The organism is Paenibacillus sp. FSL R5-0887 (genome assembly GCF_038002305.1).
Classification (GTDB): domain Bacteria; phylum Bacillota; class Bacilli; order Paenibacillales; family Paenibacillaceae; genus Paenibacillus_AQ; species Paenibacillus_AQ odorifer.
The window spans coordinates 3,241,098-3,256,324 of record NZ_JBBOCE010000001.1 but is presented as its reverse complement, the minus strand read 5'-3'; the positions used below and the strand labels follow the sequence as shown (position 1 = coordinate 3,256,324).

15 protein-coding genes and 1 pseudogene are annotated in these 15,227 nt (G+C 43.3%); 13 read left to right on the top strand and 3 right to left on the bottom strand.

The features are described from left to right. Positions 1 to 169: 169 nt before the first annotated feature. The 4 genes from MKY14_RS14550 (at position 170) to MKY14_RS14535 (ending at position 2,821) form a co-directional block, all read left to right on the top strand. Entirely contained in the window at positions 170 to 529 is a 360-nt protein-coding gene (locus MKY14_RS14550; protein ID WP_036683926.1) for a hypothetical protein, read from the top strand. 38 nt (positions 530 to 567) lie between these two features. Continuing rightward, entirely contained in the window at positions 568 to 747 is a 180-nt protein-coding gene (locus MKY14_RS14545) for a YfhD family protein (protein WP_036683923.1), read from the top strand. A 97-nt stretch (positions 748 to 844) separates the two neighbouring features. Further along, the gene (locus MKY14_RS14540; protein ID WP_076128956.1) at positions 845 to 1,219 is read left to right on the top strand and encodes a hypothetical protein; all 375 of its coding nucleotides are present in this window, start codon (positions 845 to 847) and stop codon (positions 1,217 to 1,219) included. Positions 1,220 to 1,909: 690 nt separating this feature from the next. Beyond that, on the top strand, positions 1,910 to 2,821 hold the full coding sequence (locus MKY14_RS14535) for a methyl-accepting chemotaxis protein (protein ID WP_312151002.1): 912 nt from the start codon (positions 1,910 to 1,912) through the stop codon (positions 2,819 to 2,821). Between the two features lie 286 nt (positions 2,822 to 3,107). On the opposite strand, the gene MKY14_RS14530 is transcribed toward MKY14_RS14535, so the two are convergent. Further along, positions 3,108 to 3,440 carry a hypothetical protein gene (locus MKY14_RS14530; RefSeq protein ID WP_340976709.1) on the bottom strand — a complete coding sequence of 111 codons (333 nt, stop codon included), beginning with the start codon at positions 3,438 to 3,440 and terminating at the stop codon, positions 3,108 to 3,110. Positions 3,441 to 3,594: 154 nt separating this feature from the next. On the opposite strand from MKY14_RS14530, the gene MKY14_RS14525 reads away from it, so the two are divergent. From MKY14_RS14525 to mtaB, 7 genes are all read left to right on the top strand, one after another. Then, positions 3,595 to 4,155 (top strand): RNA polymerase sigma factor, encoded by a 561-nt coding sequence (locus tag MKY14_RS14525; protein ID WP_076192119.1) that lies wholly within the window; start codon positions 3,595 to 3,597, stop codon positions 4,153 to 4,155. Continuing rightward, on the top strand, positions 4,115 to 5,791 hold the full coding sequence (locus MKY14_RS14520; protein WP_340976707.1) for a DUF4179 domain-containing protein: 1,677 nt from the start codon (positions 4,115 to 4,117) through the stop codon (positions 5,789 to 5,791). The genes MKY14_RS14525 and MKY14_RS14520 overlap by 41 nt, the downstream gene beginning before the upstream one ends. Positions 5,792 to 5,895: 104 nt before the next feature. Beyond that, on the top strand, positions 5,896 to 6,474 hold the full coding sequence (locus MKY14_RS14515; RefSeq protein ID WP_340976705.1) for a DNA-3-methyladenine glycosylase I: 579 nt from the start codon (positions 5,896 to 5,898) through the stop codon (positions 6,472 to 6,474). Between the two features lie 145 nt (positions 6,475 to 6,619). Further along, positions 6,620 to 7,672: a 50S ribosomal protein L11 methyltransferase gene (gene prmA, locus MKY14_RS14510; RefSeq protein WP_036683907.1), complete on the top strand. Its 1,053-nt coding sequence runs from the start codon at positions 6,620 to 6,622 to the stop codon at positions 7,670 to 7,672. Positions 7,673 to 7,674: 2 nt separating this feature from the next. Beyond that, a complete protein-coding gene (locus tag MKY14_RS14505) occupies positions 7,675 to 8,358 on the top strand; it encodes a site-2 protease family protein (protein ID WP_076128966.1) in 684 nt (227 codons plus the stop codon). A gap of 179 nt (positions 8,359 to 8,537) precedes the next feature. Further along, complete coding sequence (locus MKY14_RS14500) at positions 8,538 to 9,302, top strand: RsmE family RNA methyltransferase (RefSeq protein ID WP_076185272.1); 765 nt, start codon at positions 8,538 to 8,540, stop codon at positions 9,300 to 9,302. Positions 9,303 to 9,305: 3 nt separating this feature from the next. Next, entirely contained in the window at positions 9,306 to 10,649 is a 1,344-nt protein-coding gene (gene mtaB, locus MKY14_RS14495) for a tRNA (N(6)-L-threonylcarbamoyladenosine(37)-C(2))-methylthiotransferase MtaB (protein WP_076302452.1), read from the top strand. Positions 10,650 to 10,991: 342 nt separating this feature from the next. Here the strand turns inward: mtaB and MKY14_RS14490 are convergent, their stop codons facing one another. Both MKY14_RS14490 and MKY14_RS14485 read right to left on the bottom strand, forming a co-directional pair. Next, positions 10,992 to 11,318, bottom strand: coding sequence for an AzlD domain-containing protein (locus tag MKY14_RS14490; protein WP_076304270.1), 327 nt, complete (start codon positions 11,316 to 11,318; stop codon positions 10,992 to 10,994). Further along, positions 11,309 to 12,044, bottom strand: a pseudogene (locus MKY14_RS14485) (AzlC family ABC transporter permease). Before MKY14_RS14485 ends, MKY14_RS14490 begins: the two are co-directional and overlap by 10 nt. 209 nt (positions 12,045 to 12,253) lie before the next feature. On the opposite strand from MKY14_RS14485, the gene MKY14_RS14480 reads away from it, so the two are divergent. Then, positions 12,254 to 14,479, top strand: a complete 2,226-nt coding sequence (locus tag MKY14_RS14480; protein ID WP_340976702.1) for an Ig-like domain-containing protein — start codon at positions 12,254 to 12,256, stop codon at positions 14,477 to 14,479. Between the two features lie 151 nt (positions 14,480 to 14,630). Continuing rightward, positions 14,631 to 15,191 carry an ECF-type riboflavin transporter substrate-binding protein gene (locus MKY14_RS14475; RefSeq protein ID WP_076128974.1) on the top strand — a complete coding sequence of 187 codons (561 nt, stop codon included), beginning with the start codon at positions 14,631 to 14,633 and terminating at the stop codon, positions 15,189 to 15,191. Positions 15,192 to 15,227 lie beyond the last annotated feature (36 nt).

The window sequence follows — 15,227 nt, the reverse complement described above, 5'->3', positions numbered from 1 at the left end:
AAATCGAATATACAACTTTAGTACCATATTGCAGCGAAGCGTTGAGGAAAATGTCGAATTCCCAGTAGATAAGTGGAATATAAGAAAATCAGAGCATAAAACAAATGAAATTAAGACAATATAAATGAATGCAACAGATATCTGAATTTCAAGCGAGAGCGGGGATAAGATGTCGGAAAGATATATTTTGGCATATTTTAAAAGTCCAGAGGAAGCCGAAGGCGTCGCGCGCAAGCTTCGTGCACTTCGGGCCATTGAAGTTTCCATTGATCGCTTCAGTAGATATGGAGGTACCAGCTTTAGCTCAGGGGTAAATCCGGTGACAGGCAATGTGGCCAGAATGGACTCCATGACTGCTGAGCATGCACACACAGGCATACTTGCAGCTGCGGACACCAGCTCTAGCGGGATGAGTCATGGTGGTAACGGTGGTCCAACGGGGAGAGATATTTTGCTTACGGTTATTGTGCATACGGAGTCCTACGATCAGGCTCTGCGCTTAATTGAAGAAGCAGGCGGGATGGTCTGATCAGGCACTTCATTAAGTAAGAAGAAAGGAGACGAACAATGGATAGAGAGAACTCACAAATCTTCTCCAAGACGGAGAAATTGAAAATGTTATACGAAGCTAAAGCGGAGGATGTAGAATTCTCGGCGGCGGAAGCCGATCTTGATGATATTGAAGCTCAGGATCGCGCACAAGAAGCGGACAAACGTCAGCTGAATGAGATTATGAAGAAAGAATAGCAGCTAAAAAAGCTAAGGCGGATACCTCACTTTGTGGGGTATTTTTGCGTTTGGGCATGTATAATTAGGGTGAAGAGCTTAAGTGTGGGGGGAAAAGATGGATAACGTTATTTTGTGGACAGGGTTAGCCTTATTGATCGCATTATTAACCTATTTGAACCAGAAGCAGTTGTACTCTCCAAAAGTAAAACGCGCCTATCGTGAGTTGCGGGAGCTGACAAAGAAGGTTCGTATGGAGCGCTCTGAGGCGAGCGATTTGTATCGATGGGAAGCAGAATTAACCGAACTAGAGAATCATCCGAATGAACTGAATAAATTGGATGCCGAAATTAGGTTTCATCACGCATTTTTGTTATATCTTGAACGTCACTACCCTTCAGACCCAAGGATTATTGGTTTGAAGCAAGCTGACGCATATCAGAAGGATATGGTTTTGGGGATTAAAATAAAAGATTATAAATCCAATAAGTAAGATAATTTTGAATGTGTGTACAATGGGAAAAGGAAAATATTCGTACAGGTCGCAGACAACTGTTGCATGAAGGTGAGGGTAGGCGTGGCTTGCTGCGCCGCAGTCTGGCTGGAGTGCATTTGAAAACGGAGGAACTTCCATACTTTGCTAAATGGGATTGAGAATGATAGGAATTTGAAAATGAAATTGAGAGTTTGAACCCTAGCTGATATTGCAGCTGGGGTTTTTGTTATTAGATCAGTAAAAATGAACTAAGTTAGGCAAGTTTTTAGTTTATAAGTAAAGCTACCGCTAAGAAGAATTTGAGGGTCTCATAGTCGACGTAGCTGTAGATGCTTTTCTGTTGGAAAATGAAATTAGGGAAAACCTCCCTCTATTTTTCTCTAAATGCTCGAAAAAAAGAGATTTTAGGGAAAACCTCCCTGAAAATCCCCTGAAAAGATAGAAAAAGGCCTGATTTCATGAGTTTTTGGGGAGTATTTCCCTAAATGATAGATCAACCTTCTAATCTTGCACATCATTAGGGATGTTTTCCCTAATTATCATCATTTCGAGTATATTAACGTCTGCAGATGTTATAAATATTTTAAGTAAAATAGCTAATATCACACTACAGATTAAGGATGTATAATTGTTCGAATATACTAGCTACGACCAATCAACTATTGAATTTTTTCAGGGGGAATTAGAATGGGGCTGGTACACTCTCAAGGAGTTACTGATGAGCTTGTTGTTAGATCTTTAGAAAGAAATTTAGCTATTATCCGGTTTGACCTTGATCGCCGGGTAGCTTATGTGAATGAAGTTTTTGCAAATTCCATGGGATATAAAAAAGATGAAATGTACGGAATGCATCATAAAGAGTTCTGTTTTCCACATTTCGCAGATAGCCCAGGTTACGAACGGTTTTGGCAGGATCTTTTTACAGGGAAGAGTTTTCAGGATAAGATCGAACGAATGGATTCGAAAGGAAATGCGGTTTGGCTTGAAGCTACCTACATGCCAGTGTTTGATGAAAGCAATGAACAAGTCATCGGAGTATCTAAAATAGCAACTAATATTACCCAAAGACAAAGTAACATGAGTAATGTTGTGCAACGGATGCAAGAGATGGCAGACAGCTTGAATCAAAGAGCAGATTTAGGTATTGAGCGCAGTCAAGAATTATTACGAAGCATCAACAAAATCGCCGAAGTATCGATAGAAAATACACATACTCTAGCTAATCTTGAAAAGCAAGCTGTATCGATTCATAGCATCGTGCAAACGATTCGCGATATTGCTTCGCAAACGCAATTATTAGCCCTAAATGCAGCTATTGAAGCAGCTCATGCGGGGGAGTATGGGCGAGGTTTTGACGTAGTGGCAAAAGAAGTAAGGAAATTATCTTCCATGGTACAAGATTCGATCATAAAGGTACGGGATAGTGTGGATGCGATCACGCTGGAAATTGGAAAGATCTCTATAGGAACAAATCAAGTGCAAGAAAATATAGAAGATAGTCAGCAGCAGGTTCTGGTAGCGTTGGAGGATTTTTCGAAGATTGCTTCTTCTGCACAAAATCTCGACACACAAGCGCGCGAGGTTATGGATATCCTTTAATTGTTAATATGTATGTTGATAGATTGAATATCAGCAAAAAAGGGTCGGTCTCCTACTTAAAAGAGATGGACCCTTTTATTGTTGGTATTATCCGATTTTGTTAACAATCAAGGTAGGAATCATATATCTATGATTTGTGATGACTCCGTCTACAGTAACACTAACCTTAGTAACTCCGGTGTCCCCAATCGCCCCATCAGAGCCAGTCCCACCTTTAGCCCCCCCGTCACCCCAGTCGCTCCAGTTGCCCCAGTTGCCCCATCATATCCAAGTAATTCTGCTGTAGCTAATCGATGCGGGCTACTAATTTCTCTGCACTGTCTTTACCCCAAAATGAGATTTGGATTGGATGGTCTGGCAAACTAGCAGTTGTGAAAAAAAATTCGAAGGTATCAAAATCCGCAAAATAATTTTTAGTTATTACCTGATTTGGCATCACATCTAGCAGATCGCCTACATATTGAATTCTTTCTTCATTCATGTAGTAGCCTTCGATCAGAACTGTGGAAGCAATCTGACCGCTACCATTAGCAGTTTTGACAGTGACCTGTTGTGTAAGTCTTGTGTTATTTTCTGAGTTAACATTGTTTTCTATCGGACCAGTAGTTAAAAGAGTCATTGTCCTTCCTCCATTTGCTTCATTCAGATTATTAAGCCTGTTTGATTTTCTCTATGTCTTTAAGAGTAGCGATAGTTTATGCTCAGAAAAACGAACCTTTTCCAAGGATTGGTTGTCATATAGATATCTCAGTCAAGAAAGGAGGGCGTAAAATTTGGAGAGTAACCGGGAGTTATTTGAAACCTACAATAAAGATGTATACCGGACTTGCTACTATATGGTGCATGACGCGGCGGATGCAGAGGATTTGACTCAGGATGTCTTTATTACCGTATTTCGCAGTAATCGTGAGCACGTGGAGCATATCAAGGCTTGGATTATGAAAATAACGGTCAACCATTGCCTCAATCATTTGAAACGAAAACGGACTTTACAACAGAAGATTACGGACAACCTTCATTTCTTTAATAAAACGGCAGAAACAGCTGTGGAGCAGCAGATTGAGCAGCGTGAGACGGAGGTCGAGTGGGCGCAATATATGAGCAAGGTCCCTATCAAACTTAGGATGGTGCTCACACTTAGGTATATGCATGATTTCAGTCTGGCTGAAATTTCGGATCTGCTGTCCATTCCACTTGGAACGACCAAATCTAGGCTGCATAAAGGGCTAACGGTAATGAGGAGAATCCTGCAGGAGGCTGGGGTTCAACTTGAACTAAAGGAGGGCGAAGCTTTTGAAAAAGTTAGAAAATATGCTGGAGCATCGTTTAAATGAAGATAAAGGCGTGCCTTATCCAGATTTTGAACGCATGTGGGGACGTTTAGAGCAAGAAAACAGTACAATGACTCCCCTACAACTTCGTATGGCGAATGGTAGCGGGAACAGAGGGAGAAACTGGAATAAAATAGCTGTGGTGGCTTCATTTTCAGTACTTATTGCAGCGGCACCCGTATATGCAGCAGTGCATTATGATTGGGATAATTTGCTCCATGGGAGAGGAGGCGTTCAAGCAGCGCTGGCCCAAAATCTCGGACAACAACTGAACCAGTCAGTGACGCAGGATGGAGTAACTCTGAAGCTACATACAGCGATTGTGGATGAGAATCGGACGGTTATCTTATTCACTTTGGATGTAGGAAAACGCTTGGAAAATGAAAATTGGAATGTTAATGGAATGACTTTGAAGGGCGCAGATGGGGCGAATGGTCCTAGTGAGTTCAGTTATGTGTTATGGGATGAGAAAAATCAACATTACAACGGATATTTCGAGAGTGATTGGACACCGAAAAAGGATACTGTGAATGTGCAACTAGTTGCAGATAATCTGCAAGCCTTTAGCACACAGGAGTTAGATTTACCGCTGGATATCCAATCGCAGGAGACACAAAATTTTCCTATTGGACAGGAAGGAATGCGCAGCATAGAGGTGAAACCTTTTACCCAAGGACAAGAAAAAATATTATTCTCTTCAGCGATCATTTTTGATCAGCCAGAAACAAAAGAATGGGCCTTTCCAAATATAGTCGCTTACAAAAACGGAACGCTCATAAATTCGCTGGCTGGAGGTGCTTTCGGTACACCGGGAGAAAACGGGGAATATACGTCCCAGCAATATTTTAAGGCGGCTGATATTTCCAGCGGAGAAGTGAATTACAAGCTGCAGTACATGAAACAAGAGAAAAAGGTTGAGGGGCCCCTAGCTTTTGATCTTCAACTAAGCAAAAAGCAGATGGAGAGCGGAACCATAAATACCTCATTGAATCTGCCGCTAGAAGAGGGCGAACCTAATTACACGCTGGAGAAAATGGTAGTGACGCCTACTCAAATTCGAATCGCTATTAGAAGTAAAGAGAAAGGCAATAATTTCCCGTATCAAAAGTCTACTCTTGAAGTAGCAGGCAAGACGCTGGAGGGCAATTTCTGGAGATCTCCAGAAGGTGAGCCGGAATTAACAGTGCTTCGTTTTGAGCGGCCAGTTGACCTTGAAATCACAGAAGAGACGCCAATTACCTTTGTTGCTAAATACAAGGTGACTCAGCACGGCAGCTATAAAATTAACAAGGACGAAAAAACACCACTTCTGTTGACGAATATATCTGATAAGAAACAGACGCTTATCCAGCAGCTTAGCGGATATCCGGTAAAATGGACGTACTATATGCAGGGTGCCGATCTTTATGTAGAGACTGAAAGTGAAGATGCTCGCTTCGGTGGAATTAACCAGACCCATATCGGACTGGGGAAAGAGCGTATTTTAGGTAAACCTCTGACCGTTAATTTCACTGGGGATGGAAACAATAAGGCCATTGATGTTTACAAGGGTTTCAAAGGTACAGAAGCTTCTATTTATATATTCTTCTATACGACTGACGATCCGGATAAAGAAACAAGAGTGCAGCTGCGGCCATAGAAAATCTTTTTTAGGGAGGAACCTTGTGTTCTTCCCTTTTTTTCGTTTACAGTGAGTAGATGCTGAGTGGACTCAGCGAGGATTAGCGTAAAGGAGAGAAAAGGATGGAAATCACTCGCTGTGTTTGGGTTAATGAGGATCCTTTATATATCGCATACCATGATGAAGAGTGGGGAAAACCTCTGTATGATGACCGGAAGCTGTTTGAATTACTTATGCTCGAAGGCATGCAGGCAGGGTTAAGCTGGTACACCGTCTTAAAAAAGCGGGCACATTACATAGAGGTATTTGATGGATTTGATCCGGAAAAAATTGTGCATTATAATGAGCCGAAAATTGCTGAGCTGATGATCGATCCCGGGATTATTAGAAATCGCTTAAAGATTGATTCTATCATTCGTAATGCAAAAGTATATTTGCAAATTAGTGCGGAAACAGGCAGCTTTTCAGATTATCTCTGGAGCTTTGTGGGGGGCGCGCCTACGCTTAACCATTGGAAGACACGTGCGGATGTTCCTGCTTCGACGGCTCAGTCTGACGCAATGAGTAAAGCATTAAAAAAGCGAGGCATGAAGTTTGTCGGCTCTACCATATGTTATGCTTTTATGCAGGCATCGGGGATGGTAGATGATCATTCGCTCGATTGCTTTTGCAGGAGCAGCCCGGGCATGGCAGAGCGTTGATCTGTAGTTTGGCGTTACCCCAAGAAGAAATGTTATACTATGAAGCGAATGCTCACAAAACTAAGTCTATGCTTACGAAGCCAGTTTTGCACGAAGTTAATCAATGAAGCTAACGCTCACAAAACTTTAGGAGGATCACATAAAGATGTTATGGCATGAAGTGACGATACATACAACAGAAGATGCACAAGAAATGATTTCGAATTTTTTATATGAAGCAGGAGCGGGTGGGGTTTCTATTGAAGAATCCGGAACACTCAGTAAAGAACGGAATACGCGTTACGGTGAATTATACGACCAACCCTTGAATGATATCCCAGAAGGGGAAGCGGTAATCAAAGGTTATTATGCCGATTCCACGGATATGGATGCTGTTATAGAAGAACTGACTCCACGGGTAGCAGAATTGCGTGAGTACGGCATTGATCCGGGCAAATCGCTGATTTCTTGGAAAACCGTAGATGAAGACGAATGGGCGCATGCTTGGAAGCAATATTTTAAACCGCTCAGGGTATCGGAGCGTCTCACGATTAAACCAACTTGGGAGGAATATACACCTGAGAGCCCAGATGAAGCAATCATTGAGCTGGACCCTGGTATGGCATTTGGTACAGGGACTCACCCTACAACAGCTTTGTGCCTGCGTGCGCTCGAGAAGAATATTAGCGGCGGCGAAGAAGTAATCGATGTTGGTACGGGTTCAGGAATATTGGCTGTAGGTGCAATGCTGCTCGGTGCGAAATCCGTGCTGGCGTTAGATTTGGACCCTGTAGCTGTTGAAAGTGCGCGCGAGAATGTAGCACTGAATAAACTTGAAAAGTTCATTACGGTAAAAGAAAGCGACCTGCTCTCCTTGCTAGGCGGTGAAGGTGTAGCTGACACGGCTGCTGGAGAAATGTGGCCATCCGCTAGACCGGGTCACACTCTTGAGGGAACACCTGCGGAGCAAGTAACAGAGGATAGCCTCGGCGTTACACTCCCGGTGAAGATTGTAGTTGCGAATATTTTGGCAGAAATCATCGTATTGTTTACGGATGATGTGTATCGTGCACTTCAGCCAGGAGGCTTGTATATTACCTCTGGTATTTACAAGGATAAAGAAGGGCTTGTGGCTAACGCACTACAAGAGTCCGGCTTTGAGATTATGGAAGTATCCCGTGAAGAAGATTGGGTGGCATTTACAGCCGGAAAGAGGTAAAAATGGATATATTGCAAAGTATAATACGTGTAGATCTGGATCAGCTTCCTTTTCTGCTCATTACGATTTTAATTGCTTTTACAGTACATGAATTCAGTCATGCTTATTTCGCAAATAAGTTCGGTGACCCTACCGCTAGATTATTAGGACGTATGACGCTTAACCCTGCTGTACACTTCGATTTTTTTGGTATTTTACTGCTGCTGGTTGCTGGTTTCGGGTGGGCACGTCCAGTTCCTGTAAACCGTGATAACTTTAGCCGCCCCCGTCTGATGGGAGTCATTGTGTCTGCTGCGGGCCCAATCAGTAACCTGTTACTAGGGATTATTGGTGCTTTAATATATGGGGTGCTTGCGGCAACCGGTGTATTAGAGTCGATCTCCAATGATCGCGTTTTAGAGGCAGTGTATCTGTTTTTTGGCACCTTTATTCAATGGAACTTCTTTTTATTCTTGTTCAATCTGATTCCATTGCCTCCGCTGGATGGCTACCGGATTGTGGAGGATATTGCTCCTCGCTCCATTCGGGGCAGATTACAGCAATTTGAGCAATGGGCTGTATTTATCTTTTTATTAATTCTGTTTATTCCAGGGTTACGAACCTATACCATCGATCCTCTTGGCCACTGGGCTAGTGAAATGTCGAGAACATTTGTGCAGCTATTCCTAAGAATGTTTGGCAGCTAAGGTAGGGACTGAAGTCTGGTCAACCCTGCTTAAACATTGTATTATGTAATTTGTTGAAAAATAGGATAGTTAAATTTCGCCTGATCCATAGTTATATTTCTCTAAGAAACGGGTGACGTCTTTATTAAGGCGTCTTTACCGTTTCTTCTTACTGAATTCATGAACAGGATGATGAAGAGATGCAGCGATATTTTGTTACACCGGAGCAGTTTGGTGCAGATAACGTTAGAATTGACGGGGAAGATGCAAGGCATATTGCCAAAGTCATGCGCGGTAAGGTTGGGGACAAGCTTATTGTCAGCGATGGCGTCTCCCGTGAAGCGTTAGTTGAGATTGCTCAGATCGAAATAGGGGAAGTGACAGTGAATATCCTGGAAACCCTGGAGATGACGCATGAACCGCGGATAAAAATCACAGTGGCTCAGAGCTTACCCAAGGCCGATAAGATGGAAACTGTCATTCAAAAGTGTACAGAAATTGGAGCCGTTGGTTTTATTCCTTTTCTGTCGGAGCGCACGATTGTACAATACGATGAACGCAAGGAAAGTAAGCGGCTGGACCGCTGGCGTAAAATTTGTAAAGAAGCTGCCGAGCAGGCACACCGGAACATCGTTCCGGCTGTAGGCTCACCGTTATCCTGGAAGCAGCTGCTACAGACTTTTAGTGAGTATGATGCTGTTTATTTCTGTTATGAAAAAGAAGAAGGCTTGCAGCTTCGCAGCAGTGTTGCCCCTTGGTTATCCTCGCTTTCACCGCAGGCTGGTGGGAAGGTACTGATTGTGGTAGGTCCTGAAGGGGGTTTTACACCAGAAGAATGCCAAAAGGCAGAAGAAGCTGGTGCAGTTTCCGTAGGACTAGGACGGCGTATTCTGCGCTGTGAGACAGCGGGTATGGTTGCCGCTGCTTGTATTTTATATGAATCGGGAGAAATGGGAGGAGCTTAAGAGATGCCATCCGTAGCATTTTATACTTTAGGTTGTAAAGTGAATTTTTATGACACCGAAGCCATCTGGCAGCTATTCAAAAATGAAGGTTACGAGCAGGTCGATTTCGAGGGACCCGCCGATGTATATCTGATTAATACTTGTACTGTAACTAATACAGGTGACAAAAAAAGCCGTCAAATGATTCGTCGTGCCGTTCGCCGCAATCCGGAAGCTATCGTGGCGGTTACTGGCTGCTATGCGCAGACCTCTCCTGGTGAGATTCTTGATATTCCTGGTGTCGATCTTGTTATTGGTAACCAGGACCGCGATCAGATCATGACGCATGTAAAGAACATTGAAGCCTCACGTCAGCCGGTCAACGCTGTTCGTAATATTATGAAGACACGTGAATTCGAAGAGATGGATGTACCTGGCTTTGCGGATCGGACGCGTGCTTTTATGAAGATTCAGGATGGCTGCAACAACTTCTGCACATTCTGCATCATTCCATGGTCGCGTGGACTTTCCCGCAGCCGTGATCCCAAAAGTATCGTAACCCAGGCACATCAATTAGTAGAAGCAGGGTATAAGGAATTTGTGCTCACGGGTATTCATACCGGCGGTTACGGTGATGATCTTGATAATTACCGTCTAGCCGATTTGCTGTGGGATCTAGATAAGGTGGATGGACTGGAGCGGGTACGTATCAGTTCTATCGAAGCTAGCCAGATCGATGAGAAGCTGCTGGAGGTGCTGAACCGTTCCTCTAAAATGTGCCGTCATCTGCATATCCCGCTGCAAGCCGGACATAATGATGTGCTGAAAGCGATGCGCCGTAAATATACGACAGAAGAATATTACGCCAAAATGCAGCTGATCCGTCAGGCGATGCCGGATGTCGGGATTACTACGGATGTTATCGTTGGATTCCCGGGGGAGACCGATGAAATGTTCCGTGCCGGCTACGACTTCATGAAAGCTATTAATTACTCCGAGATGCACGTATTCCCTTACTCCAAGCGGACGGGCACTCCGGCAGCGCGGATGGAGAATCAGATCGACGAAGAAATCAAAAATGTACGCGTGCAGGAACTGATTGATCTTTCGGAAGAAATGCAAATAGCTTATGCTCGCAAATTTGTAGGCCAGACATTAAGTGTTATTCCGGAAAGAGCTGCTAAAGGGGCGCCGGGGCGCAATATCCAGCATGGATTTAGCGACAACTATTTGCAGGTGTTCTTCGATGGTGAAGATTCACTCCAAGGAGAACTTTGTCAGGTGAGGATAACGGAAGCTGGCGTGAACGAATGCCGCGGTGAGTTGGTCGGGGTTAGTCAGACTGGGCTTCAGCAGGCTGTCCGTTAAGCAATTGATATCCGTTAAGCAATAGATATTAGTAAAAGACAACAGAGCAGCCATTTTCCCGTTAGCGGGGAAGGGCTGCTCTGTTTTTAAGTTGTTGCTGTCTAGACCACCAATTCATAACAATCTCATGATGCTTTCGGACCCAGCTGGCGTTATTTGCATTTTTTTTGCCTTTTATGCTTAGTTTCGGACTCCAGTGCAGCTATTCCTTAGAAAGTGGTTCATAATAGGTGTTTTTCATGACAATAGCGACTATGGTGTCCGTTAGTGTTCCAAAAGTGGGATAATGCTGCGAATAAGGTCAACTGTGTCCGATAGTGACTTCATACGCGTAGAAGTGGATCAAAAAAACATCCGTAGGATCATGATTGAAACAATCCCCGCCAGTACAGTGCCTAGCAAGCTCCGGGTTTTTATCGCAATCAAAAAAGTAGGCAATGCCGCAAAAAGCTCAATGTTATTAGCTAAAGACGAAAATTTCCCATCATTCAAAAAAATCTCCTGACCTATTAATGCTGCCATAACAGAGATAGGAACATAGTTTAACCAGCGCATTCCCCATTCTGGCAATTCAAACCGGCTAAGGATCATGAGCGGAGCCACCCTGGGAATAAAGGTCACAAAAGCTGCTCCTAGAATGATCAGAAAGACATCCCATCTCACTTCCATTTTTCAAACACCATCCCTATCATTGACGCAATGACTGTAGCGATAATCACTCCAACACTGCTGGAGAATAGGAAGGAGCTTCCTACTGCTATGATCACGGCAAGGATTGCGACAACCAAATCTAGTTTGATTTTATTACGGTCAATCATGGAAATTACAAGAATGCCAATAAACATCGCAGGTAAGGCGAACTGTAAACCGAATTGATCAGGGTCTGAGATCCACTGGGCTAAAAAAGCTCCCGCTACATTCGCAAGAAACCAATTTAAATAAGCGGTGAGATTTAGACCGTGCATCCATTTTTCACTGATTTGCTGCTTATTCAAAGCTTGATTGATGGCAACTCCAAAGGTCTCATCAGTCAATAAAGAACCAACCAGCATATTTCTCAGTGGGGAAAGATGGCGGAAATAAGGTGAAAGAGCTGCACTAAGCAAAATATGGCGAAGATTCACGATAAATATCGTAATAATAATGGCCGCAGGCGAGCTGCTGACAGCTATCATTCCAGCAGCTATAAACTGAGCTGAGCCCGCGTAAAGAATCAAGCTGATTAAGGCAATCTCAGCAATGCTGAGCCCGGCTGTCTTTTGAACAACACCTGCTGCGAGTCCGATTGCTTAAGTACCCTAGTAGTGTGGGAATACAATCTTTTACCCCTTTAAGGAAGCTATCTTCCTGTTTAGGAGACGGGATTGCTTCTAGTTGGACGTTCTCTGCACTCATCGTAGCCCCCTTGTTTCAAGAAAGAATTTAGTAGTTAGCATATTACTTCCTAATATTTTGATCAACCTTTACCGTATTATCTAGTCTGAAAGTCCCGAATTTCGCTTTATAGAGCCAGGGGGTAAACACTTAGGGTACAATTGTCGATATAAGTAAAAGAGTGTGGGGATAAACCACCGAACGACATTATAGCCTAAGGGAGAGAACAAATGACTGTGTACAGGAAAATGACGAAAATGCTCCTCATCATGATATTGTTAGCTACTGCGGTTTTTCCGGTAAGTGTCTTTGCAGCGACCGGCGATATCAACTCGATTGAATTCGAAAGCTCCGCTAAAGTAGAGCTTACGGTTGGACAAACACCAAAGCAACTTAAGGTATATGCGAATGTGGAAGGGTCCTCATCTAAAAGAGATGTGACAGGTGCAGTTGTATGGAATTCTTCTAACACAAACGCTGTAAAGGTAGTAAATGGCCTATTGACTCCGATTGACAGTGGAAAAGCTATTATTACAGCGACTTATAATCATGCACTTGCTACCATTGAAGTTGAGGTAGCCCATCCTGTTAAAGAACTGAAGCTCGAATATAGTTCTGAAGGGAACTACAAATTGGGTGATGATGAGGATAAACTGCTGGTCAAAGCCAATGCGATTGGTGGAGAAACAGCGACTTCTGCTAAGGATGTAACGGCTGATACTACTTGGAGCAGCTCCAACACAAGCGTGTTGACCATTGCAGAAGGTAAGATCACTTTGGCTGGTGAAGGTACAGCAACGATCACTGCCAAATACAAGACCTTAACAGCAACCTTTAAGGCTGTAGTGAAATTGCCTTATTCTGAAATTGAGCTTAAACATGACGACAAAATCGTTAAAGAACTAGAGATGCTAGTCGGAGATGCACCTTTGAAGTTGGTTGCAGAGACTAAAGAAACTACAAAATCCAGCGCAAATGATATTTCAGAGAAAGCAGAATGGTCCTCTTCTAGTGCTAGTGTAGCTACAGTAGACAAAGGCGAGATCAAAGTGTTGTCTGCTGGTAAAGCTGTAATTACAGTATCCTATCTAGGGATTACACAAACAGTAGACGTATATGTACGTGCTCCTTATGAAGCGCTACTACTTACTCCTACAGGAGATCAATTCCTGTTTATGGGCGAAACCCTGAACGTTAAAGCTGAGGTTCGCGATGCTGCGAATTCTACTCCGAACATTTCAAGCAGCGCAGTATGGACTTCGGATAACCAATTGGCGGCAACCGTTACGCCTGGTAGCGATACTGCGGCAGTGACTGCTAAAGCAGTGGGAACTTCGGTTATTAAAGCAGAGTACAGAGGAATTAATAAAAGCTTTAAGCTGACAGTGTATCCTACGATCACAGAACTGGCAGCCGACAAGACGGAATTGGAGCTTTACACAGATGACACCGTAAGCCTTCCAAAAGTAAATGGTACAAAGCTTGACGGAACAAAGCTAGATCTTAGCAGTGATATTGAGTGGACCTCTGCGGATGATGAGATTGCCACCATTAAAGACGGCAAGATTGTAGCTGAATCGGCAGGTATTGTGAAGGTTATCGGTAAAATAAAATCAGAAAACCCAACGACTTCAAAAACTGCTGTAAGAGAAAAAAGTGTTGAAGTAAAGGTTACAGTGAAAGATAAAGTCCTTGTCTTGCTTGGACCAGAAGAAAACCTGGTGATTGTTACTGGTGAAGAGAAGGCTGTTCCTGAAGTAAAAGCTGTGATGGAAAACGGCAGTGAACTTGATGCTACTGCAACTATGGAATGGGAGCTTACCGGTACGAATGCGATTATCAAGACAACAACTTCCGGTAAGGTAATCAAAGGACTGGTGAAGGGTTCTGCTACTTTAAAGGGAACTTACGCTAATAAAACCATCAGTATCCCAGTTACCATTGAACAAAAGGTTACTAAGCTAGTTGTAGAACCTACTGCTATCGAAATGAACATTAAAGGCTCTAAAGCGATAAAGGTAACGGCTTATTATTCTAATGGTAAGACAGGGAATGTCTCCAGCAGTATGAATTGGGAGTCCTCAAACGAGGCGGTTGCTACAGTTAAAGCTACAACCGTTAAAGCAGTAACAGAAGGTACTGCTACGTTGACAGGATCTTACCAAGGGATTGCTGCTAGTGTCAAAATTACTGTAGTTCCTAAATTAACAAAGCTGACCGTTAATGAAAGCAGACTGAAAATGGCTCCGGGAGCCGTTCAGAATGTAGTCGTGACTGCACAGTATGATACTGGTAAGACTGCTGTTGTTACTGGAAGTGCGGTATGGACCAGCTCCAAGCCTTCTGTAGCGAAAGTATCTGCAAGTGGTCAGATTGTAGCTGTGAGTAAAGGAACGACATCCATTAAAGGAAAGCTAGGCGGCAAAACAGTTACAGTATCAGTGACAGTGAAGTAATAGAGAATAAGATCTGAATTATCAACTATGAATCTGCAAAGCCAACATTATGTTGCTTTGCAGATTTTTTTATTTGGATTCTATAGTAATTCCGACTATTCCGATGTATAATCACATAAAACATAATAGATGCGTTGGGGGAGATGAAAACATGGCAAAACAAAAGGTGTTGTCGATCAAGACGATAGTAGCGATTGGTATTGGTTCTGCTTTATTCGTTATATTGGGGAGATTCGGCTCGATTCCTTCGGGTATTCCAAACACTAATATCGAGACTACATACGCATTACTGGCATTGTTCTCCCTATTGTACGGCCCGTTTGCCGGATTATTTATAGGCCTGATCGGGCATACCCTGAAGGATACGATATCTTATGGGTCGCCTTGGTTCAGTTGGGTCATATCATCAGGAATTGTAGGGCTGGTTATTGGCTTGTTAGTAGCTAGAATCGCTATTCATGACGGGGAATTCGGACGGAAGGAAATAATACGCTTTAATCTGGCTCAGATTGCAGCAAATGCTGTAGCTTGGTTCCTTGTAGCCCCAGTGTTGGATATTCTGATCTATGCAGAACCCGCTAATAAAGTATTTACGCAAGGACTGACCGCAGGTGCATTAAATATAGCTTCGGTGGCAGTGATCGGATCTTTACTAGCCATTGCGTATGCTAAGACAAGAACGAAACAGGGCAGCTTGACTAGAGAAGCTTGAGTGGAATACATATCCAAGCTAAAAAGCCGGTGGAAA